This window comes from Arthrobacter sp. 05T47, assembly GCF_056395825.1.
The window spans coordinates 21,242-43,134 of record NZ_JBFTKG010000033.1; the positions used below are offsets into that span (position 1 = coordinate 21,242).

At 68.2% G+C, this 21,893-nt stretch carries 18 protein-coding genes and 1 tRNA gene; 9 read left to right on the forward strand and 10 right to left on the reverse strand.

Annotated features, from left to right (window positions below; all coding sequences use genetic code 11):
- Window positions 1-74 precede the first annotated feature (74 nt).
- On the forward strand, window positions 75-1,598 hold the full coding sequence (locus tag AC1DEY_RS18370) for a GH1 family beta-glucosidase (protein WP_476869222.1): 1,524 nt from the start codon (window positions 75-77) through the stop codon (window positions 1,596-1,598).
- A 7-nt stretch (window positions 1,599-1,605) separates the two neighbouring features.
- On the opposite strand, the gene AC1DEY_RS18375 is transcribed toward AC1DEY_RS18370, so the two are convergent.
- Complete coding sequence (locus AC1DEY_RS18375; protein WP_476869223.1) at window positions 1,606-2,673, reverse strand: App1 family protein; 1,068 nt, start codon at window positions 2,671-2,673, stop codon at window positions 1,606-1,608.
- Window positions 2,674-2,889: 216 nt separating this feature from the next.
- Between AC1DEY_RS18375 and AC1DEY_RS18380 the strand changes: the two genes are divergently transcribed.
- The 4 genes from AC1DEY_RS18380 to AC1DEY_RS18395 all read left to right on the forward strand — a co-directional run bounded on the left by AC1DEY_RS18380 (window position 2,890) and on the right by AC1DEY_RS18395 (window position 6,498).
- On the forward strand, window positions 2,890-4,683 hold the full coding sequence (locus tag AC1DEY_RS18380; RefSeq protein ID WP_476869224.1) for a glycoside hydrolase family 15 protein: 1,794 nt from the start codon (window positions 2,890-2,892) through the stop codon (window positions 4,681-4,683).
- A 133-nt stretch (window positions 4,684-4,816) separates the two neighbouring features.
- Window positions 4,817-5,122, forward strand: coding sequence for a YegP family protein (locus AC1DEY_RS18385; protein ID WP_476869225.1), 306 nt, complete (start codon window positions 4,817-4,819; stop codon window positions 5,120-5,122).
- A 136-nt stretch (window positions 5,123-5,258) separates the two neighbouring features.
- On the forward strand, window positions 5,259-5,576 hold the full coding sequence (locus AC1DEY_RS18390; protein ID WP_476869226.1) for a hypothetical protein: 318 nt from the start codon (window positions 5,259-5,261) through the stop codon (window positions 5,574-5,576).
- Window positions 5,577-5,736: 160 nt separating this feature from the next.
- On the forward strand, window positions 5,737-6,498 hold the full coding sequence (locus tag AC1DEY_RS18395; protein ID WP_476869227.1) for an SDR family oxidoreductase: 762 nt from the start codon (window positions 5,737-5,739) through the stop codon (window positions 6,496-6,498).
- A gap of 76 nt (window positions 6,499-6,574) precedes the next feature.
- On the opposite strand, the gene AC1DEY_RS18400 is transcribed toward AC1DEY_RS18395, so the two are convergent.
- The 3 genes from AC1DEY_RS18400 to AC1DEY_RS18410 are packed head-to-tail and all read right to left on the reverse strand — an operon-like array spanning window position 6,575 to window position 9,633.
- Window positions 6,575-6,970: a sterol carrier family protein gene (locus AC1DEY_RS18400; protein ID WP_476869228.1), complete on the reverse strand. Its 396-nt coding sequence runs from the start codon at window positions 6,968-6,970 to the stop codon at window positions 6,575-6,577.
- Window positions 6,971-6,987: 17 nt separating this feature from the next.
- Window positions 6,988-8,004, reverse strand: a complete 1,017-nt coding sequence (locus tag AC1DEY_RS18405) for an asparaginase (RefSeq protein ID WP_476869229.1) — start codon at window positions 8,002-8,004, stop codon at window positions 6,988-6,990.
- A gap of 36 nt (window positions 8,005-8,040) precedes the next feature.
- The gene (locus AC1DEY_RS18410; protein ID WP_476869230.1) at window positions 8,041-9,633 is read right to left on the reverse strand and encodes a molybdopterin-dependent oxidoreductase; all 1,593 of its coding nucleotides are present in this window, start codon (window positions 9,631-9,633) and stop codon (window positions 8,041-8,043) included.
- A gap of 410 nt (window positions 9,634-10,043) precedes the next feature.
- Between AC1DEY_RS18410 and purD the strand changes: the two genes are divergently transcribed.
- Both purD and AC1DEY_RS18420 read left to right on the forward strand, forming a co-directional pair.
- Window positions 10,044-11,354, forward strand: coding sequence for a phosphoribosylamine--glycine ligase (gene purD / locus AC1DEY_RS18415; protein WP_476869231.1), 1,311 nt, complete (start codon window positions 10,044-10,046; stop codon window positions 11,352-11,354).
- Window positions 11,355-11,356: 2 nt separating this feature from the next.
- Window positions 11,357-12,316: a phosphoribosylaminoimidazolesuccinocarboxamide synthase gene (locus AC1DEY_RS18420; RefSeq protein ID WP_476869232.1), complete on the forward strand. Its 960-nt coding sequence runs from the start codon at window positions 11,357-11,359 to the stop codon at window positions 12,314-12,316.
- An 83-nt stretch (window positions 12,317-12,399) separates the two neighbouring features.
- Here the strand turns inward: AC1DEY_RS18420 and AC1DEY_RS18425 are convergent, their stop codons facing one another.
- Window positions 12,400-13,665, reverse strand: coding sequence for a helix-turn-helix domain-containing protein (locus AC1DEY_RS18425; RefSeq protein WP_441411278.1), 1,266 nt, complete (start codon window positions 13,663-13,665; stop codon window positions 12,400-12,402).
- 130 nt (window positions 13,666-13,795) lie between these two features.
- Between AC1DEY_RS18425 and AC1DEY_RS18430 the strand changes: the two genes are divergently transcribed.
- On the forward strand, window positions 13,796-14,014 hold the full coding sequence (locus AC1DEY_RS18430) for a hypothetical protein (protein WP_441411279.1): 219 nt from the start codon (window positions 13,796-13,798) through the stop codon (window positions 14,012-14,014).
- A 188-nt stretch (window positions 14,015-14,202) separates the two neighbouring features.
- Here the strand turns inward: AC1DEY_RS18430 and AC1DEY_RS18435 are convergent.
- The 5 genes from AC1DEY_RS18435 to AC1DEY_RS18455 form a co-directional block, all read right to left on the reverse strand.
- Window positions 14,203-14,279 (reverse strand) — tRNA-Pro (locus AC1DEY_RS18435).
- Window positions 14,280-14,386: 107 nt separating this feature from the next.
- Window positions 14,387-16,252: an ABC transporter ATP-binding protein gene (locus AC1DEY_RS18440; protein WP_476869233.1), complete on the reverse strand. Its 1,866-nt coding sequence runs from the start codon at window positions 16,250-16,252 to the stop codon at window positions 14,387-14,389.
- Window positions 16,249-18,102: an ABC transporter ATP-binding protein gene (locus AC1DEY_RS18445; protein WP_476869234.1), complete on the reverse strand. Its 1,854-nt coding sequence runs from the start codon at window positions 18,100-18,102 to the stop codon at window positions 16,249-16,251. The genes AC1DEY_RS18440 and AC1DEY_RS18445 overlap by 4 nt, the downstream gene beginning before the upstream one ends.
- A gap of 370 nt (window positions 18,103-18,472) precedes the next feature.
- Window positions 18,473-19,420, reverse strand: a complete 948-nt coding sequence (locus AC1DEY_RS18450) for a metallophosphoesterase (protein ID WP_476869235.1) — start codon at window positions 19,418-19,420, stop codon at window positions 18,473-18,475.
- Between the two features lie 3 nt (window positions 19,421-19,423).
- Window positions 19,424-21,700, reverse strand: coding sequence for a transglycosylase domain-containing protein (locus tag AC1DEY_RS18455; protein WP_476869236.1), 2,277 nt, complete (start codon window positions 21,698-21,700; stop codon window positions 19,424-19,426).
- Window positions 21,701-21,737: 37 nt separating this feature from the next.
- Between AC1DEY_RS18455 and AC1DEY_RS18460 the strand changes: the two genes are divergently transcribed.
- On the forward strand, window positions 21,738-21,893 hold the full coding sequence (locus AC1DEY_RS18460) for a DUF4177 domain-containing protein (protein ID WP_009359196.1): 156 nt from the start codon (window positions 21,738-21,740) through the stop codon (window positions 21,891-21,893).

The window sequence follows — 21,893 nt, forward strand, 5'->3', positions numbered from 1 at the left end:
CGGGTCGTGGCGCCCGCCCCGGGGGAAGCCTAAGATCAGTCCACCACTGCTGAAACTACATAGAGGTCCCGTCGATGAACGCTTCCGCCAAGGATCTGGCTTCCCTCCTTCCGCCCGGCTTCACCCTTGGTGTGGCAACGTCGGCCTTCCAGATCGAAGGCGCGCTCGACGAAGACGGCCGTGGCCCCTCCGGGTGGGACGTGTTTGCCGCGAAACCGGGTTCGATCGTGGAGGACCAGAGCCCGGCCGTCTCCTGCGACCACTATCACCGGATGCCAGCGGATGTGGCGCTGATGAAGGAACTGGGGATCGATTCCTACCGGTTTTCGCTGTCCTGGCCGAGGATCCAGCCCGGCGGCAGCGGGCCCGTGAACCGTGCCGGACTGGACTTCTACGACAGGCTGATCGACCTGTTGCTCGCCAGCGGCATTTCCCCCATGGCCACCCTCTACCACTGGGACACCCCACTGCCCCTGGAGCAGGCCGGCGGCTGGATGAACCGGGACACGGCTTACCGGCTGGGGGAGTTCGCCGCCATCGCCGCGGCTGCCTTCGGGGACCGCGTTAGCCGCTGGGTGACCGTCAACGAGCCCGCCACGGTCACCACCAACGGTTACGTCCTGGGCATGCACGCGCCCGGCGAAGCACTCATGCTCAAGGCGCTCCCCAGTGTGCACCACCAGCTGCTGGGCCACGGCCTGGCGCTCCAGGCGCTGCGTGCCGCCAACGTACGCGGGGAAATCGGCCTCACCAACGTCTACTCGCCAATGGTTCCGGCCACCGCCAACCCCCTGGACAAGGTCAGCGCCGGACTCATGGACGTGGCGCAGAACCGGCTCTACGCGGATCCCGTGCTGCTCGGCAAGTATCCGGACATCATCAGGGCCGCCACGTTCTTTTCATCCTCCTTCGGCCCCTCCGACGAGGACATGGAGCTGATCTCGCAGCCCTTGGATTTCTACGGCCTGAACTATTACATGCCCACCCGCGTCGGGGCCGGTAGGGGTGAGGGAGCCGTGCCGCCGGGCATGGCCGAGGCCATGGGGGACGACCTTAGCGGGACCCCGGGCGCTCCGTTGCACATCGAGTCGTTCCCGGATACCGAGACCACGGCCTACGGCTGGCCCGTCAAGCCCGAGTACATGTCCGTCGCGCTGGCCGAGATGGCCGAGCGCTATCCGGACCTGCCGCCGGTCTACATCACCGAGGGCGGGGCCAGTTTCGAGGACGTCGTGGTCCAGGGGTCCGGGGCTGACGGTCGGATGGTTCCGGATGAGCGGCGCCTGCGCTACCTCGCGGACCACATCGGCACGGCCGTGGAAGCGACACAACCCGGCGGTGCCGCCGAGTCCGTGGACCTTCGCGGCTACTACGTGTGGTCCCTGATGGACAACTTCGAGTGGTCCGCCGGCTACAAGCAACCGTTCGGTCTGGTGCACGTCGATTTCGACACCCAGGTCCGCACTCCGAAGGCCTCCTACTACTGGCTCCAGGAAGTGATCGCGGCCCGGAGCGCGGCGGCGGGCGCCGCCGCCGGGCAGAAGGACGGCGACGACGTCGGACAGTCCCGCCCGGCGCCGCCGTCGGAACTGCCGTAGTTCCGGCCTAGAGCAGGTCCAGGTCCTGCAGGCCCTTGGCGAGTCCGGCGCCGTCGGGCGAATAGATCCACGGGACCGAGGATTCCGAGTGGTCTCCGGTGTCCGAATGGCCGCCGGCGAAGACGGCCTCGCTGGCCGAAAGCTGGCGGATGCCGATCGCGGCAACCCGGTCAGGGTGCTCCTGCGCGAAGCCGGAGTAAATCTCTTCATCATGCTGGCCGTTGTCTCCAAACAGCAGCCAGCGCATGTTCGGGAACTCCTGTGCCAGCAGCTCAAGGTTCCGCCGTTTGTGTTCCTGGCCGCTGCGGAACCACCGGTCGTGGGTCAGTCCCCAGTCCGTGAGCAGCAGCGCGCCCGAGGGATAGAGGTTCCGGGCGATGAAGCGGCCCAGGGTGGGCGCCGCGTTCCACGGCCCGGTGGACAGGTAGATCACGGGAGCCTCGGGGTGCTCCACCTTGAGCCGGTCCATCAGGACTGCCATGCCCGGAGTCGCCATCCTGGCGCGTTCGTTCAGGACGAAGGTATTCCACAGCGCCAGGAAAGGCCGGGGGAGGGCCGTGACCATGATCGTGTCGTCAATGTCCGAGACAATGCCCAGCGTGGTGTCCCGGGAGATCACGAAAATCTTGGCCTCCACCGGTTCCGTGCCTTCAGCCCGCAGCACGGCCGTGTGCCAGCCCGGAGTCAGGGCCACGTGGACCAGCGTGTCCACCAGGCCGCCGCGGTCCGCGCGCACGCGGGTAGTGATGCCGCCGATCTGGATTTCCACCTCGGTGAACTGGACCGGGACGCTGGTGAAGGCGCGCCAGCCGCGGAAGTTCTGGTTGCCGTTCCGGGCAACACGCTCGGCCTTGCTGCCGGGCACGGGCCTGCTGGTGAGGACCACGCGGCCCAGTACCCTGACCCACTCCGTGGAGCCGTACCCCTGGTAAGCGACCGTCTGCGGGATGAACTTCCAGCGCCGGGCCGTCCTGAGGCGAACCCCGTTGACGGTGTCCGACACGAAGTGGGCGAGCCTGAGGGCCCTGTTGCCGGACACGGGCAGGTGCTGCGCTGGTTGTGACGCCAATTCCATGCCTCCACTCTCCCACAGCGCTACCCTCCCACAGCGCCGGGCTCCGGCTGCGCCCGCGGCGTTGCGGGAGGGGCCGCCCGTGACACCGGATTACCGGCGTGTCGGCTCGCCCGGCCGCCCGCGCAGTGTGGCGGCGTTGCGGAGGCGTCGCCGCCGCCGTCGGAGTCCGCGGTCCGGTTCTCGTCTGCCGCGGCCCGGTGTGGCACTGTAAGTCCCATGGCACGCATCGAGGATTATGCAATGGTCGGGGATCTGCACACGGCGGCCCTGATCAGCACCGAAGGCTCCATCGACTGGCTGTGCCTGCCGCGATTCGACTCGCCTGCGTGTTTCAGCGCCCTCCTGGACACCCCCGCAGCCGGCCGGTGGCTGCTGGCCCCCGAAGGCGGCGGCGAATGCACGCGGCGACGCTACCGCGAGGGCACACTTATCCTGGAAACCGAGTGGGACCTGCCCGAGGGCAAGGTCAGGATCATTGACTTCATGCCACCGCGCGACGAAGTGGCGGACATCGTGCGGATCGTCGTCGGAGTCCGTGGCACGGTGCGGATGCGCGGCGAACTGGCGCTCCGGTTCGACTATGGCCACATTGTGCCGTGGGTCCGCCACGACGATCGCGGGATCCACGCCGTCGCCGGGCCCGACGCCGTCTATCTGGTGACCCGGGCACCGCTGCGCGGCGAGCGGATGCACACAGTCAGCGACTTCACGGTCTCGGCGGGTGAGCGCGTGCCCTTCGTGCTGACTTGGAGCCCCAGCCACCTCCGCCGGCCACGGACCGTGAACCCCGAAGCGGTCCTTGCCTCCACCGAGCAGTTCTGGCAGGACTGGTCTGCGAAGTGCAAGATCACCGGGCCGCACCGCGACGCGGTCCAGCGCTCGCTGATCACCCTCAAAGCCTTGACCTTCGCGCCCACGGGGGGCATCGTCGCCGCCGTGACGACATCCCTGCCGGAGGAGATCGGCGGCACGCGGAACTGGGACTACCGCTTCTGTTGGCTGCGCGACGCCACCCTCACCCTGCAAGCGCTGCTGGCGGCGGGCTACACGGAGGAGGCCGGCGCGTGGCGGGACTGGCTGCTGCGCGCCGTCGCCGGTGATCCCGCGGATCTGCAGATCATGTACGGCCTCCATGGCGAACGCCGGCTGCCGGAGCTCGAACTGCCGTGGCTGAAAGGCTACGAGAATTCCGCTCCGGTCCGCACCGGAAACGGCGCCGCCGGCCAGCTGCAGCTCGACGTCTGGGGAGAGGTGCTGGACTGCCTGTCCCTGACCCGGAACTCGCTCCTCAAGCACACCGACGACGCCTGGGATGTCCAGGTGGCACTCATGGAACATCTCGAGACTGCATGGACCCAGCCGGATAACGGGCTGTGGGAAATGCGCGGTCCGCAGCGCCACTTCACCCACTCCAAGGTGATGGCGTGGGTGGCGGCGGACCGCATGGTCAAGGGTGTCCGGGACTTCGGCCTGACCGGACCGGCGGACAGGTGGGAGGAGTTGCGTGACAGGATCCACGACGAGGTCATGGCCAACGGCTTCGACGCCGAACGCAACACCTTCGTGCAGTCCTACGGGCGGCCCGAGCTGGATGCGAGCCTGCTGCTGCTGCCCCGGGTGGGGTTCCTCCCGCCGGACGATCCGCGCATCATCGGAACCATCGACGCTGTCCAGCGCGAGCTGACGCACGACGGTTTCCTGCGCCGCTACCTTCCGGCGCAGAGCGACGACGGGCTGCCGGGCGAGGAAGGGGTGTTCCTGGCGTGCTCGTTCTGGCTGGTGGAGGCCCTGATCGGCGCGGGCCGCCGCCACGAGGCCCGGGAGCTGTTCGAACGCCTGCTGGCGCTGCGCAACGACGTCGGGCTCCTCAGCGAGGAGTGGGAGGTCGAGGCCGGCCGGCAGCTGGGCAACACGCCGCAGGCCTTCAGTCACTTCGCCCTGGTGATGAGCGCGCTGGAACTGCATGAAGACGGCGTCCGCCGCAGCGACACCCCGCCGCCGCGCGGGTAGCGTGCGCTTCCCCAAGGGCACGGAGCGTGCGGTTCCCTGGGGACGGCGGGACTTTCAGCACTTTCCCTCCACCGCAAAGTAAGTACACTTACTAATACCAAGGCGGGGGATACGAGGGAATGAGGATTTTGCAATGGCGGGATATTTTGAGCTCGTGGACGCGCCCGACGGCGGCTACCGCATTCGGATGATGGACGGGGCAGGAAAGCTGATGGCCGTCTCGGTCACGTTTCCCACCAAGAAGGCGGCGGTTGCCGGCATCGCCCAGGCGCGCGAGATCGCCGGAACCGGCCTGATCAGGGACCGCAGCGCTGATGGGCGGGCCGCCGTGCCCGGCTCGTCCGCGCGCGTGATCAGGGGGCGGCGCGCCAGCGGGCGGTCACACTCCGCAGTGGTCGGGCCGCTGGCGGCGGGAAAGCGGGCACAGGCCCGCCACTGATCCTCCACCGATCGCCCACCTTGGACCGCCGCTGCCACCGGTCCTCCGCTGGTACCCCTCCGCCGCCGGCACCGGTCCGCCGGGGAGGGCCGTTTCCGCTGGCGCGTTCCCGGTGCCGGGCGGTTACAGTATGGCCATGGACCAGCAGGGGAACCGGAGAGCCGGCGGTGCCCGGAAGAATGCAATCGGCCGGGTGGCAGTGCCGCTCGTTGCCGCGGCCATGCTGCTCGCCGGCCTGGTCCTACTTGCCCAGCCGGTGTCCTCCGAGGACTTTGGCTGGTTCGCGTATGCCCCGCTGGCCACGAGGCCCGACCTGCCCCAAGGGCTCATGTTCATGGGTGCCGAGACCTGGACCGGTATCGCGCTGGTCGGCGTCGGGCTGCTGGTGCTGGCCTTCTGGTCCGGCTACCACACGGGGCGGCAGACCCGGGAGCGGGATGACGACGCCCGGTAGGTCAATCCCACACTGGATGCACCCGGCTGCCCCGCCGAAATCCGCCGTCGAGATGACAGTACGCGGCGGTCGGGCCGCGCAACACTGCCGTGATCTGCCGTCTCGGCGATAGGCTGGCCGGGCAGCCGCGCAGACCGCGCAAATCGTCGAGGAGGACCGAATGAGCCAGCACCATACCCCCGGAAAGGTCGCCGTCGTCACCGGAGCCGGCTCCGGCATCGGCCGGGCCGTGGCCCGGCTCATGTTGGCCGAGGGCTACCGCGTGGTGCTGGCCGGGCGGCGGGAGGAGCCCCTCCTCGAGACCGCGGCCGGCCACCGCCAGGCGCTCGCGGTCCCTTGCGATGTCACCGTTCCCGCCGACGTCGAGCGACTCTTCGCCACGGCGCTGCAGCAGTGGGAACGGGTGGACGTCCTCTTCAACAACGCCGGCGTGTTCGGCCCCGGCGCCTCGGTGGACGAGATCACCGTGGAGGACTGGGACGCGACCGTCGCCGTGAATCTCACCGGCTCCCTCCTCTGTGCCGCGGCCGCCGTCCGGGCCATGAAGGCCCAGTCGCCCCAGGGCGGACGGATCATCAACAACGGTTCGATCGCGGCGCATTCGCCCCGGCCGCGGACTGTCGCCTACACAGTGACCAAGCACGCGATCACGGGGCTGACCAAAAGCATCGACCTCGACGGGCGCGGGTTCGGCATCAGCTGCGGACAAATCGATATCGGCAATGCGGCAACAGACCTCATGGACGAGATCGGCGTCGGCTCCGGGGCTGTCCAGGCCGACGGCAGCCTGCGGGCCGAGCCGACATTTCCGGTGCAGGACGCCGCCCGGGCCGTGCTGCTGATGGCCGGGATGCCGGCGTCGGCCAACGTGGGATCCGTCGTGGTCACGGCCGCGGGCATGCCGTTCATCGGGCGGGGCTGAGTCCCGGCCGCAGGTGCCCTGGCATAGGGGCCGGCAACGGGGCCCGGCCAGGGGACCAGCGCCCAGGGCGTCGCGGTTACAGGGGCAGGAGGGCGGAGAGGTCCGCGCGCAGTCCTGAGGCGGCAACTTTGCCGGCCGCGACGGCGTCTGCCCAGCCCAACTGCCCGCTGACCATCGCCAGCCAGGTGGCGGCGTCGCACTCGATCACGTTCGGCGGGGTGCCGCGGGTGTGCCGCGGGCCCTCCACACACTGCGTGACGCCGAACGGCGGGACGCGGACCTCGACGGAGTTGCCGGGCGCCCGGGCGGTGACTTCCTCCAGTGAGTAGCGCACCGCCGTCGCGATCGTGGAGCGCGGGACGGCGCTGGTCCCTTCGGTGTCCGGTGCCGCGGCAGCCGGGTTGGCGGCCTGCCAGGCGGCAAGCGCCGCCCGGCCTTCGTCCACGGCGATTCGACGGCGCGATACAGCCACGTTCCTGCCTCCGGTTCCTAGTCCAGCAGTGCCGCGACGGCCCGCCCGAGCCGGATCTTGCCTACCGGGCGTCCACCGCCCAGGACCGGGTCCACCACCTTGTCCAGGACGCTGGACACTTCGGGAATTTCGACGGCGCCGGAAGCGGCGAGGAGGGTCAGCCCCACGAGCGTGGTGGCCCGGATGTTGCCGTCGAGCATCTTGATGGCAACGGAGACACCCTGGCGGGTGGCCATGACCAGCACTCCCTCGGCGCCGATCTTGGCCAGGATGCCGAGCTCGTCCATGACAATCGTGTTGGCCTGTCCGCGTCCCTGGACCGCCCAAGGGTAGTCCAGCATGGAAGTGGCAATCGTGGCGGCCCGCGCGTTGGAGTTCTTGTCGCCGGGGGCCTTGGCCAGCTTCGAGTAGGCCCGGGCCAGGCCGGTCAGGGAGACGGCAGCCACCGGCGCGCCGCAGCCGTCGATGCCGAGATGGGCGATGTGTTCGCCGCAGTACTCCTCGATGACCGAGCGGATGCGCTGCTGCAGCGGGTGGTTCGGTTCGAGGTAGCTGTTCTTGTCCCAGCCGTTCTCCGTGCAGGCCCACAGGAACGCGGCGTGTTTGCCCGAACAGTTGAAGGCCAGCCGGGACTTGCCTCGCTCGGTCTGGACGAGCCAGTTTCGGGCGGTCTCATCCTGGGGCCAGTCGGCCGGGCACTGCAGCTGGTCTTCCTTGGCCCCGGCCGCCTTCAGCATGCCCTCCACCACGTCCATGTGGTCAAGGGACCCGATGTGGCTACCGCATGCGATGGCCACCTGGGCTCCGCGCAGGGGCACCCCGGACTGCATCGAGGCAAGTGCCTGCAGGGGCTTGAGCGTGGACCTGGCAAAGATGGGGGCGGTGACATCGCCGAGCTCGATTACGACCGTTCCGTCCGCAGCCATCACAACGGCAGAGCCGATGTGGCGGGACTCAACGAAGCCGCTGCGTTCGATGACTGCCAGTTCGACGGCGGAGTCGACTGTGAAGGTTGCATGCGGGTTCAAAGCCATGCAGCAAGTCTATGGTGCCGGGTGCCGATACCCCGGTTATTCCACGGTCACCATGACTGACTGCCAGCCGGAGGCGCCGTCCGGGACCGGGTCCGCGCGTTTGTCCGTTTGGAGCTCGCCGGTGCCGTCCGTGGCGCGGACCTTGATGTAGTGCGGTCCGGGCGTGGCATCCCACTCGAAGGACCATTGCCTCCACGTGATGAGGGAGGCCTCGTCGGAGAGCACTGCCTCGGTCCAGGGGCCGCTGTCGATCTGCAGCTCGACCTTGGTGATGCCGCGGGTCTGGGCCCACGCGGTGCCGCCGACTGCGACCTTTCCGGCGGGCACTTTGGCGAAGGACTTGGGCACTTCCACCCGCGCCATGGTCTTGATCGGGCCGCGCTCGGACCAACCGCGCTGGGTCCAGTACGCCTTGCTGTCCGCGAACCGGGTCACTTCCAGGTCCACCACCCACTTGGTGGCAGAGACGAAGCCGTACAGGCCGGGTACCACCATCCGCACCGGGTAGCCGTGTTCCAGGGGCAGGGCCTCGCCGTTCATGCCGATCGCCAGCATCGCGTCGCGGCCGTCGTCCTGGAGGACCTCCAGCGGGGTGGAGGCACTGAAACCGTCGATCGAAGTGGACAGCACCATGTCCGCACCCTGTTTAGGCCGGGCCATCTTCAGGACATCGCGGAGGGGCATGCCCAGCCATTTGGCGTTGCCGGCAAGGTTGCCGCCGACCGGGTTGGACACACAGGTCAGCGAGACATGGGATTCGATGAGCTGGGCGTCGAGGAGGTCCTGGAAGGTGAGCCGGATTTCCTGCTCGACGAGGCCGTGGATGCGCAATTCCCAGTCCTGGGCGTTGATCTCCGGGACGCTGAGGGCGGTGTCGATCCGGTAGAAGTCCTTGTTCGGGGTCAGCCACGGCGTGACGCCGGGGACCTTGGACTGGACACCGGCCGGGACCGCGGCGGCGGCCTTGGAGGGTGCGGGCAGCTTCAGGGATTCGCGGGCCGCGGCCACGTTGCTGCGGGCGGCGCTCAGCAGGCGCCCGCCGGTGGCGGCAATGCCCGAGGCGGCCGCGGTGATGCCGGCGGCGGCGAAGAAAGCGCGCCGCGTAGTGGCCGGGCGCTCGGGATCCTTCGCGGCGACGTCGGCGGCGCTGTCCGGCCACTCCTGCATCCGCCACAGCCGGGTGATCAGGAGACGGAGCACCACCAACCCGGCCACGGTGCCGATCAGGGAAGGGATGGCGTCGACCGGTTTGACGCTGGCCCGGGTGATCACACTGCCGACGATGACGGCGCCCATGAGCACTACACCGGCCACCCCCAGGGCCCATTTCCGGTACGCCACGATGCCGAGCACGCACGCGAGAAGCAGGATGGTGACAGCCATCCCGACGAACAGCGCGGCTTTGTCATTAGTGCCAAACGTTTCCACGGCAAAGTTCTTCATCCATAGCGGGGTGAAGTCGATGAACGTCGAGCCCAGCGCGATCAGCGGCGTCGCCCGCGTGGTGAAGAACGCGCCGATCAGTTCCGCGACGGACAGGACGACGGCGGCGGCGGCCACACCGGCCACCGCGGCCAGGGCCGTGGCGCCGCGGGACCGCTTGCTGGGCTTCATGCTGGGCTGGTTCATACAGGCCATTCGTAGCGGCGCGCCCCGCGGATTGTCTGACGCCCGGTCATTCTCCCGGCGTCACGGACATGCTCCCCGACCGAGGTGGGACATGTCCAGCCTTGGGGTCCCGGCATGGACATGCTCCCGGGCCCGGGGGACATGTCCAGCTTCGGGGTCCCGACGTGGACATGCTCCGGAGCCCGGGGGACATGTCCAGCCTTGGGGTCCGGGCATGGACATGATGGCATTGTGCCCACTGGTCGCGGCCAGGACTGGGCATGTCCCGCGGTTTGCTGCGGCGGCGGGGTCGGCCGCACAGCGAAGCCCCACCGTCAAGCCAACAGTGAGGCCCGCCATGAAGATTGAGCATGTCCGGCGGCCGACACAGCTTAGGAGCCTGCGGGGTGCACCACGTACCCTTGGAGACTGTGAAGGTACTTGTCATCGGCCCCGGCGGCCGCGAACACGCCATTGTCCGATCCTTGCTCGCCGACCCCAACGTTTCCGAGGTCCACGCGGCCCCGGGCAACGCCGGCATCAGCGCGCTGGTCCCCACATATGCGATCGACGCGAACGACCCCGACGCCGTCGCCGCGTTGGCCGTCAAGCTCAGCGTGGACCTGGTGGTGGTCGGCCCCGAGGCGCCCCTCGCCGCCGGAGTGGCCGACGCCGTCCGCGCCGCCGGCATCCCGGTGTTCGGTCCGAGCCAGGCAGCGGCCCAGCTCGAAGCGTCCAAGGCCTTCGCCAAGGAAGTCATGGCCGAGGCCGGCGTCCCCACGGCGATGGCCCGCGTGGCCTCCAATGCCGAGGAAGCCGCCGACGCCCTCGACACGTTCGGTGCCCCCTTCGTCGTCAAGGATGACGGCCTCGCCGCCGGCAAGGGCGTCGTGGTCACCGGGAACCGCGATGAGGCCCTGGCCCACGCCCAGACCTGCTTCGACGCCGGCGGAACCGTGGTTATCGAGGAGTTCCTGGACGGCCCCGAGGTCTCCGTGTTCGTCCTGTGCGACGGCACCAACACGGTGGCCCTGTCCCCGGCGCAGGACTTCAAGCGCATCTTCGACAACGACGAGGGCCCCAACACCGGCGGCATGGGCGCCTACACGCCCCTGGAATGGGCCCCCGAAGGCCTGGTCCAGGAGGTGCTGGACCGCGTCGCCCAGCCCACGGTCAACCAGATGGCCCACCGCGGCACTCCGTTCGTTGGCGTCCTGTTCGTCGGCCTCGCCCTGACGTCGCGCGGCACGCGGGTCATCGAATTCAACGTCCGCTTCGGCGACCCCGAAACCCAGGCCGTCCTCGCCCGGCTCAAGACGCCCCTCGGCGGGCTGCTCATGGCCGCCGCCAAGGGCGACCTGGACAAGGTGCAGCCGCTGCGCTGGTCCAAGGACACTGCCGTCGCCGTCGTCGTGGCCGCGGAAAACTACCCCGACACACCGCGCACCGGCGACCGCATCCGGGGCCTGAAGAAGGTCGATGCGCTGGACGGCGTCCACGTCATCCACGCCGGCACGAAACTGGACGACGAAGGCCGGGTGGTCTCCGCCGGCGGCCGCGTCCTGGCCGTCGTCGCGCTCGGCACGGACCTTGTGGAGGCCCGGGAACGGGCGTACGACGGCGTCGAACTCGTCCAGCTCGACGGCAGCCAGTTCCGCACCGACATTGGCCGCAAGGCCGCCCGCGGCCAAATCCGGGTTGCTGCGCCGGGAACCCCGGCCGCGTCGAAAGCGAAGGCGTGACCATGAGCGAACCCGCAGCCCAGGCACCCGAGACCAAGCCCAAGGGCGGACTCGACACCGCCACGCTGGACCTGCCCGGGTGGCAGCACGTCTACTCCGGAAAAGTCCGCGACCTCTACGTCCCGGCGGACCCGGCTTCCGCGGAACGCTTCGGCCAGGACTGCGTCCTGGTGGTGGCGAGCGACCGCATCAGCGCCTACGACCACGTGCTGGCCAGCGAAATCCCGGACAAGGGACGCATCCTGACCCAGCTGAGCCTGTGGTGGTTCGAACAGCTCGGCGTCGCCCACCACGTCCTCGCGTCCACGGTCGACGGCGGTGTCCCCGCCGCCGTCGAGGGCCGGGCGATGATCTGCAAGAAGCTGGACATGTTCCCGGTCGAATGCATCGCCCGCGGCTACCTCACCGGCTCGGGGCTCCTGGAGTACCGCGAGTCGGGCACCGTGTGCAGCATCCCGCTGCCCGCCGGCCTCGTTGACGGATCGCGGCTGGAGCACGCCATCTTCACTCCGTCGGCGAAGGCCGAGGTGGGCGAGCACGACGAGAACATCACCTACGACGCCGTCGTGGGCCTTGTGGGTGCGGACGTCGCGGCGGAGTTGAGCCGGCTGACCCTGGAGATTTACACCAAGGCCGAAGAAATCGCGCGCGGCCGCGGCATCATCCTGGCCGACACCAAGGTGGAGTTCGGCCTCGACGCGGCGACCGGCGTGATCACCCTGGGAGACGAGGTGCTGACCCCGGATTCGTCCCGCTTCTGGGATGCGGCCACGTACCAGCCCGGTCAGGCCCAGCCCTCCTACGACAAGCAGTACGTGCGCGACTGGCTGACCTCGCCGGAATCCGGCTGGGACAAGGCCTCCGACACCCCTCCGCCGGTCCTTCCAGCCGACGTCGTGGCGCGCACGCGCAGCCGCTACGTGGAGGCCTACGAGAAGCTCACCGGCCGCACGTTCGCCTAGAGGGCGGCGCGGCGGCAGTTTCCCGCGGCTGCAGTGCTCCGGCGGCGGCAGTACCGCCCCGGGAGCGCGCGAGCCGCGCGGGCCTATGCCTCCGCGGAGGCGGCCTCGGCCCGCCGCTGTGCCAGCTTGATCTCGAGCACGGCATCGAGCGCCTGCTGGACCCGGTCCGAGGCGCCGGCCGCGCTGAACTCCTTCTGGGCCTCCTCGAGGTACACCAGGGCCTCGGCGGACTCCCCGGCAGCCTTGAGGGCCTTGCCGAGCAGCAGCGAGACCTCGCCCGCCGTGTGCCGGGCCAGCGCCTCGCGCTCGGCGTGGATCTCGCGCAGCTTCTGGACGGCTGCGACGATGTCGCCCGTGAGGTAGAGCCAGCGGGCCCGGATGAAGGCCACCTCGAGCTGGTCCGTTTTGTTGCCGCCAACAATGGAGAGGGCCAGTTCGGCGCGCTCGATCGATGACAGGGTTTCGGGTTCAACGATTCCCGAGGACAGGCGGACGGCGGCGGAGGCCTTGTTGAACCGGGCCCAGAGGTCGATGTCATTCGCCGGGGAGAGCAGCCTGCCGGCACGCTCGTGGTACTTGATCCCCTCCGGGTAGTCGTGGCGCATGAAGGCCACGTTGCCGATCACCCATGCCACTTCGCCGGCGAGCTGGGACATCGAGTGGTCATCCATCTGCTCGTTCATGGCCTGGCAGTATTCCCAGGCCTCGTCCAGGCGGCCGCTCTCGGCCAGGGCGCCGATGAGGGCGCGGAGGGCGCCGATAATCATCGTGGAGCCCTTGGGCAGCTCGGCACAGAGCCGGACGGCTTCCTGGGCGTGCTCGACGGCGGCAGTCAGCTGTCCCTGCCCCTGCGAGGCTGCGGCGAGCATCTGCTGGGCCCGGACGCCGAGTCCGGCGGACTCCGCGGCCATGGGGTGTTCCAGCAGATTCTGCACGACGTCCTTGCACTCCTGCCAGAGGCCCTGCTTGATCAGGCACTCGGCCTGCATGTAGGTCATGTTCCACCATGCGCTGGTGTTCTTGGCCTCCAGGGCGATTTTGGCGGCGGCGGCGGCGTGGGTGGCGGCCACGGGGTAATCCCGCAGGTCCCAGGCCTGCCGGGCGTACAGTCCCGCAAGGACGTATTCGGCGTCGCTGACCGATACCGGCTGGCTCCACGCTTCGAGTGCCTTGGGGGCCAGTTCGAGCCGGCGGGCAAGCTCTTCGATGACATCGGCCGTCGGCTCGCGGCGTCCGGTTTCCAGCAGAGAAATGTAGCTGGGGGAGTACAGGTCACGGCCCAGTTCCGCTTGCGTCAGGCCCCTTTCGAGCCGTTCCGCGCGGAGCTTCTCCCCAAATCCGTTCCCCACGGATACCTCCTAATTCCGGACATTCTTTGTACTAAATGCTTGACAGTCTCTGTGGAAACCATTTTACAATGTGTGTCAACAAGGGTAGTGCTGACTTGGTTAAGGACCCCAACCCATATTGAGGAACTCTATGTTGAAGAAGATTGCAGCCGGCGCCGTTTTGGCGGGCGCACTGGCATTCTCCGCCGCGGCCCCGGCCGTGCTGTCCGCTGCTTCACTTACTGATGTCTCACACGTTGCCGCCGTCGGCAACTGGCCGGATCCCATGCGCGCGGCCCAGGCGGTGGGCAACTGGCCCGACCCCATGACCCACAAGCTGAACGTCGGCAACTGGCCCGATCCGATGTAACAGCCCCCGATCCAACAGCACAGCCCCGGGAGACTTCTCCCGGGGCTCTGCTGTGTCCGGAGCATCGTCCCTGCGCCGGGGATCACTGCGCCGGGGATCACCGCGTCGGGGGTTCCCTGCGCCGGAAGCCAGAACAGGCAGGGAAACAAAAAGAGGACCCTCCGTGTGGAGGGCCCTCTTTTTATCTATGGTCGGGATGACAGGATTTGAACCTGCGACCTCGTCGTCCCGAACGACGCGCGCTACCAAGCTGCGCCACATCCCGATCCGCTGCTTCAAAAGCAACTTCACAAGAGTATCCGATCAAGGCCCCGGATGTGAAATCGGGGATGTGGCGAGGCGGTGTTGCGCCGTCGTCACGGCCCAGGGGGATCAGACCAGCGAGTCTTTCCAGGCGCCGTGGAGCCYGGCGAAGGCGCCGCCGTCGCCGATCAGCTGCTCTGGGGTGCCGTCTTCGACGACGCGTCCGTCGTGCACCACCAAGACCCGGTCCGCCGTCTCCACGGTGGAGAGCCGGTGGGCAATGATCAGCGCTGTCCGCCCGACGCCGGATCCCTGGGGGCCCGATACCTCACCGGCGTCCGCCTCCCGCGTGCTGCGCAACAGCCCCGCGAGGCCCTGCTGGACCATGCGCTCCGACGGGATGTCCAGCGAGGACGTCGCCTCGTCCAGGATCAGGACGGGCGGGCGGGCCAGGAACGCCCGGGCAAAGCTGATCAGCTGGCGCTGTCCGGAGGAGACGCGGCCGCCGCGCTTGTTGACGTCCGTGTCGTAGCCGTCCGGAAGCTCCGTGATGAAGGCGTGCGCCCCCACGGCCCGGGCCGCGTCCTCGATCTCCTCGCGGGAGGCTCCCGGCCGGCCCAGGGCGATGTTGTCCGCCACGGAGCCGCTGAACAGGAAGGCCTCCTGGGTGACCATGACGACGTTCCGGCGCAGGTCCTCGGTGGTGAGCTGGCGCAGGTCCACGCCGTCGAGGGTGAGGGACCCGGCCGAGACGTCGTAGAAGCGGGCGATCAGCTTCGCGAGGGTGGACTTGCCGGCGCCGGTCTGCCCGACGAGGGCGACCGTCTGGCCGGCCGGGATGTGCAGATCCAGCCGCGGGATCACCACCGGGCCGTCGCCGTAGCGGAATTCGACGCCGTTGAAATCGATGCCGCCCCGCGCGTGCTCCAGGGCCACCGGGTTTTTCGGCGGCCGCACCGTGGGGACCTCCTCGAGCAGGCCCGAGACCTTTTCCAGTGCCGCCTGGGCACTCTGGAAGGAGTTGTAGAACATCGCCATCTGGTCCACGGGCTGGAAGAACCGCTTGGTGGACAGGATCAGGGCCAGGAGCACACCCACCTCGAGCTCGCCGCTAAGTACCCGGAAACCGCCGGTGAGCAGCACGAGGGCCACACACACGTTCCCGATCAGCACCAGCCCCGGCTGGAAGATGCCGTTGAGATTGATGGAGCGGACCGTCGCGCGCCGGTAGTCCTCGGAAAGCCCGGCATAACGCGCGGCGTTCTCGCCTTCCTTCCGGAATGCCTTCACCGCGCGGATGCCGGTCATGGTCTCCACGAAGTGCACAATCAGCCGGGCCGAGACCACCCGGGATTCGCGGAAGGCGATCTGCGAGTGCTTCTGGTACCAGCGGGCCAGGAAGTACATCGGCACTCCGGCGGCCAGCACCAGCAGCCCGCTGCGCCAGTCCAGGACGAACACCGTCACGGCCGTGAACGCCATGAACAGCATTCCCGAGGCCAGCGAGCTTACCCCCGAATCCAGGAGCTCGCGCAGGGCCTCCAGGTCCGAGGTCTGCCGGGCGATGATGCGGCCGGAGGTGTATTTCTCGTGGAATTCCAGGCTCAGGCGCTGCGTGTGGCGGAACACCCGGACGCGGAGGTCCAGCAGCATGGCCTGGCTGAGCCGCGCCGTCGAGGTCACGTACAGGGCTGTCAGGCCGGCCGCCACGGCGGCCGCGGCGAGGTAGGCGACGCCGGCGAGCATCAGGGGGAGGCTGTTGCCGGCGCGCACGGCCGGCAGGGCGTGGTCGATCCCGAAGGCTATCAGCGCGGGTCCGGCCACGCGGGCGGCCTGGGACAGGACGACCGCGCCAATGGTCAGCCAGAAGCGCGCCCGGACGGGGCGGATCAGCGAGCCCAACAGGGCCAGGGAGCGGCGCCGCACGGCCTTGCTCTCATTCCTGCTGAGGTGCGCGTTGTCCTCATTGGCGGTGCCGAACGTTGCGCTGCTCATCGGGAAATCTCCTCGGACTGGTCCTCGAGGGCGGACAATTCTGAATCCAGGTCCCGCGGTTCCGTGTCCAGGCTGGCGATCACGTAGCGGTAGTGGCTGTTCTTGGCGAGCAGTTCCGTGTGGGTTCCGACGGCGGCGATCCTGCCGTCCTCGAGAAGGGCCACGCGGTCGGCCAGCGCCACCGTGGAGGGCCGGTGGGCCACGATCAGCGTGGTGGTGTCCGCGAGGACCTCACGCAGCCGTGCCTCGACGAGTACCTCGGTGTTCACATCCAGCGCCGAGAGCGGGTCGTCCAGGACCAGCACGGCAGGTTTCGCGGCGATGGCGCGTGCCAGGGCGATGCGCTGCCGCTGGCCGCCTGAAAGGCTGAGGCCCTCCTCGCCGATCAGCGTGTCCACCCCGTCCGGCAGGGAATAGGCGAAGTGGGCCTGCGCGACGTCGAGCGCTTCCTCCAGGGCCGCGTCGCGGCCTTCCGCCGAGCCGGCGCCGGGCGCATCGCCGTCGGGAGCACCGCCGTCGGGGGCGCCAAGCAGCACGTTGTCCCGGACGGAACTGGAGAACAACGTGGTGTCTTCGAACGCGACGGCGACTACCGTGCGCAGCTCCTCCACGCCGAACTCGCGCAGGTCCACGCCGTCGATGGTGATGGAACCACCGGTGACCTCGTACAGGCGGGGGACCAGCTGGAGCAGGGCGCTCTTGCCACTGCCCGTGATGCCGACGAGGGCCATGGTTTCGCCGGGGCGGATGTCCAGGGTGATGTTTTTCAGGATCGGCTTGTCCGGGGCGTCCTCGTACGCGAACGAGGCGTCGCGGAAGCTGAGAGCGCCCTTGAGCCGGGACGGCCGGCGGGGCTGGTCCGGGCTGGTGATCGTGTTCTGCGCGTCCATGACCTCGAAGTGCCGGTCCACCGCGGACTTCGCGGTGAGGGCCATCGCCAGCAGCATGCCGCAGAACTCCACCGGCGCGGCAACCACGGCGGCGGTGGCGAAGAAGGCCACGAGCGAGCCGATGGACAGCTGGTCCGTCGAGGCCAGCAGGACGCCGACGACGAGCCCGGCGCCGAGCGCGAGCTCGGGCAGGAGCGTCACCACCAGGCTGAAGGTCGCCAGGTGCTTGGCTTTGGCGATCTCGGTCTGGCGGAGTCCCTCGGCCTGTTCGTTGAAGTTCTCCAGGGCTTCCCGGCTGCGGCCGAAGGCTTTCAGGACGCGGATGCCGTGGACGGATTCCTCGACCGTCGTGGCGAGGTCCCCGGCCTGGTCCTGGCTGCGGCGTGCCACCTTGCTGAACCGGGTCCGGAAGCGGAACCCGTAGATCATGATCGGCACGGCGGCGGCCAGGAAGATCAGGGCCAGCTGCCAGCTCATGGAAAACATCACCACGACGCCGATCACCACGGTGAGCGTGGTGACCACCAGCATGATGGCGCCGAAGGCCATCCAGCGGCGCAGGAAGTTCAGGTCCGTCATGGCCCGGGAGAGCAGCTGCCCGGAACCCCAGCGGTCATGGAAGGAGACCGTGAGCTCCTGAAGGTGCCCGTAGAGCGAAACGCGCATCCGGGTTTCCACTGTGGTGGCCGGATTGATCACGAACTGACGGCGCAGGGCCACGAGGCCGGCCTCGGCGATGCCCAGGACGAGGATCAGGAGCGAGGCGCCCCAGACGGCATCCGGGCTGCCGCCGGGCTGCAGGGACTCGTTGACCAGCACGCGCAGCACCTGGGGGATCGCCAGCGCCATGACACTCGCCAGCAGGGCGCACAGCAGGCCCATCACCAGCCGCGGCATGATTGGCCTGACGTGCCGATAGAGACGGCTGATGGAAGTGAAGAACGAACTCTGCTTGGCCATGCCTGCTTCTTAAGACGCCCGTGCGTAGATAGCACATTGAATGTAGTTTCCTGTAGCAACTACCCTAGGCCATCGCGTGACCGGATTCACTCGTTGCGCGGCGGTCCCGGGATCTCGCCCAGTCATCACAGTCCGCAGTGCCTGCCGGGCGGGCGGGTGGCGTTGCCGGACCCCTGGGACATGCCCAGTCTTGGCGCCGACCCCGGTGGGACATGTCCAGCGGTGGCCGCATGGAGTGGACATGATGCCGATATGTCCAGTGCTCGCAACCGGGGGAGGGCATGTCCACCCGTCAGACTGAATGGCGCCGCGGGGAGGGCATGTCCACCCCTCAGGCCGCAGACGCGGGCAGGACCGGGCGCGAACAGGCTCAGGCGCGGGAGGTCAGCGTGAGCAGTACGGCTTCGGGGCGGCAGGCGATGCGGACGGGGGCGAAGCGGGAGGTGCCGATCCCACCCGAGACGTTCACCGGCGTCGTGCTGCCGTTGCTTACCCAGGTGTGCAGGCCCTTGGCCCGCCAGGTGGGAAGGTCGCAGTTGGTGACCAGGGCCCCGTATCCCGGAACGCAGATCTGTCCGCCGTGGGTGTGCCCGGCCAGGAGGAGATCGGCCCCGGCTTCGGTGAAGTGGTCCAGGACGCGCTGGTATGGCGCGTGCGCCAGCGCGACGCGCAGGTGCGGGTCGGCGGCCCGGCCCTTGGTGCCGCGCGGCCAGTCGGCGTACCGTTCCAGGCGCAGATGGGGATCGTCGACGCCGGAGAAATCGAAGCGGATGCCCCTCAGCACCASGGACTGGCAGCGGTTGGTCACATCCACCCAGCCGGACATGCCGAACTCGGACCTCAGCCGCGGCCAATCGAGTTTCTCCGGGTCCTTGCGCTGCGCCGAGGGCCCGCGCAAATATGAGGCGGGGTTCTTGAAGCTCGGGCCGAAGTAGTCGTTCGAGCCGGGGACAAACACGCCGGGGAAATCCAGCAGGGGGCGCAGGGCCGCCAGCAAGGGTGCCACGCCCTTGGCATGGCTGAGGTTGTCGCCCGTGTTGACCACGAGGTCCGGCCGCAGCTCCGCGAGGGAGGAAAGCCACTGGGCCTTCCGGTGCTGGCCCGGAACGAAGTGGATATCGGAGAGGTGGAGGATCCGGAACGGGCCAAACCCGGCCGGCAGGATGGGAACGGTTTCTTCCCTGAGAACGAACTGGTTTTTCTCCCACAGCCCGTACCCCGCGGTCGCCGCCCCTGCCGCCGCCCCGAGCGCCGCGGTCACGGCAAAGCCGCGTCCGATGTTTCGAACGCGGCTCGCCAGATCATTTCCCGGGATCAACGGCTACTTCTTTTTGCCGGACGACTGTGTAGGTGCCGGCGTCGGGTTGGCGGACGGTTCCGTGGCCGGCGCGGTGCTCTCGCTCGTCGGGGTGGTGGCCCGGGGCGTTGTCACCGGCGCCGGGGAGTACAGCATGCTCGACGGCGGAGCAGGGAACGGATCGGTGCCGTAAGCCGGCGCGACCTGGGACATGTAGTTCGAGAACTGCGGCCCGGCGATCATGTAGCCGTCGATGCCCTTGTAGAAGTTGCCGTTGATCGTGACATTCTGCCCGGCGCGGTCCTGGGCGCCCAGGGGATCGCCAAACCACGTGGCGGTCGCGAGGCCCTTGGTGTAGCCCGCCACCCAGGTGGAGCTGTTGTTGTCATTGGTTCCGGTCTTGGCGGCGATCGGGAAGCTGGTCCGGGTCGAAATCCGGGGCTGGATCAGCGAGCCCGAGCCGCGGTTGAGCACTTCCTGCATGGCGTACGCGACGCCGTGGGCCACGTCGGGGTTGACCGCATCCTTGCAGTTCTGTGTCTGGGCCGGCAGTTGGGCGCCGGTTGCATCCGTCACCGAATCGATGGCCATCGGCTCGCAGTAYTTGCCGTCATTGGCGAAGGTGGCGAACGCGCTGGCCATGGTCAGCGGCGCCGTCTGGGTGGCTCCAATGAGGTTGGAGAGCCGGGTCATGTTGACCTGGGGGTTGGGGCTGTCCGGGGTGGGCAGACCGCCGTGGATCCCGACGGCRTCGACGACCTTCTGGATCCCGCAGAGGTCCACCTGGGCGGCAGAGGCGAAAGTGATGGTGTTGATCGAGTTCGCCAGCCCGTCAAGGACAGACATGTACTTGTAGTGGTTCTCGTCGGCATTCTGCAGGTCGTGGGTGCCGGCGGCGCTGTCGTACGAGTCGGTSGTCGGTGTTGGGCACGTGTTCTTCCACGGGAAGCCGGGCGAGTACCGGCGCACGGCTCCGTTGAGCTGCGTGCTCATCGACTTGCCCTCATTGAGCCATTCCGCAAACGTGAACGGCTTCATGGTGGAGCCGGGCTGGAAGCCGCCGAGGCCGTTGAGGTCATTGCCCTTGGCGTCCTGGACGTCCACGTTGAAGTTCTGGGTCTGGTCGAACTTGCCGTCGGCCGGGAACCAGACGGTGTTCTGGGCCATGGAGATGATCTTGCCGGAGCCCGGCTGGACGGACACCAGGGCGGCGCCCCACTTGTCCGGGTTCGCGCCGGCCGAACCGTCAACCTGGGCCTGGGCGACGGCCTGGGCCTTCGGATCCAGTGTGGTCTTGATGGTCAGGCCGCCGCGGAAGATCTTCCGCTCACGCTCTGCGGCGTCGGCCCCGTAGGCCGGGTTGTTCAGGAGCAAGTGGAGCACGTAGTCACAGAAATACGGCGCCGTCTGCGAATAGGCGCAGCCCTGGCGGGGCTGGGTGACCTTGGTTTCGACCGGCGTCGCGACTGCTGCATCGTAGTCGGCCTGCTTGATCTTCCCCTGGGTGAGCATCGCCTTGAGCACSAGGTCGCGGCGGACCTTGGCGTTCTCCGGATTCGTGATCGGGTCATAGAAGGAGGGGCTGTTCACGACGCCGGCYAGCAGTGCCGCCTGCGGCAGGGTCAGATCCTTGGCCGTGGTGCTGAAGAAGAACTTGGAMGCGGCTTCGATGCCATAGGCGTCCCGGTTGAAGAASACGATGTTCAGGTAGCCCTCGAGGATCTGCTCCTTGGTGAACTTCTTTTCCAGCGCGATGGCCAGCTTCATCTCACGGAGCTTGTCCCCGACGCCCTTGTTGACGCCGTTGAGGAGGACCTCGTCGCCCTTGCCTTCGGCCTCCAGCGAGGAGTTGATGACGTTGTTCACGTACTGCTGCGTAATSGTGGACGCGCCCTGCTTGTTGCCGCGGGCGGTGCTCACSAGGGCGCGCAGGATGCCGGTGGTGTCCACRCCGCCGTGCTCGTAGAAGCGGCTGTCCTCGATGGCGATGATCGCGTCCTTGATGTGCGGRGACATCTGGTCAAGCGAAACGCGGGTCCGGTTCTCCGCGTAGAGGTTSGCGATCACGCTGCCGTCGGAGGCCAGGATCGTGGTCGACTGGCTCGGCGGATCGACCTTCAGCTCCGCSGGAAGGGTGTCAAAAAACTGGATGGAACCGCTTGCCGCGCTGCCTGAAACGGCTGCCGCGGGGACCAGGAGGCCTGCCACCAGGACGCCGCAAATGGCGCTCACGCCCAGGAAAAGAAAGATCTTTCCGAGGGTGGTGGCCGTGTCGAATAAAGGGTTCTTGCCAGTCGCCATGTTTTCCACTTTACCGGCAACGACTAGGCTTTATGTCATGACCAAATGGGAGTACGCCACGATTCCGCTCATTATTCACGCCACAAAGCAGATCCTGGACCAGTGGGGCGAGGACGGCTGGGAGCTCGTCCAGGTCGTTCCCGGGCCTGACGGAAACGGCCTGGTTGCCTACCTGAAGCGGGAGAAGCAGTAG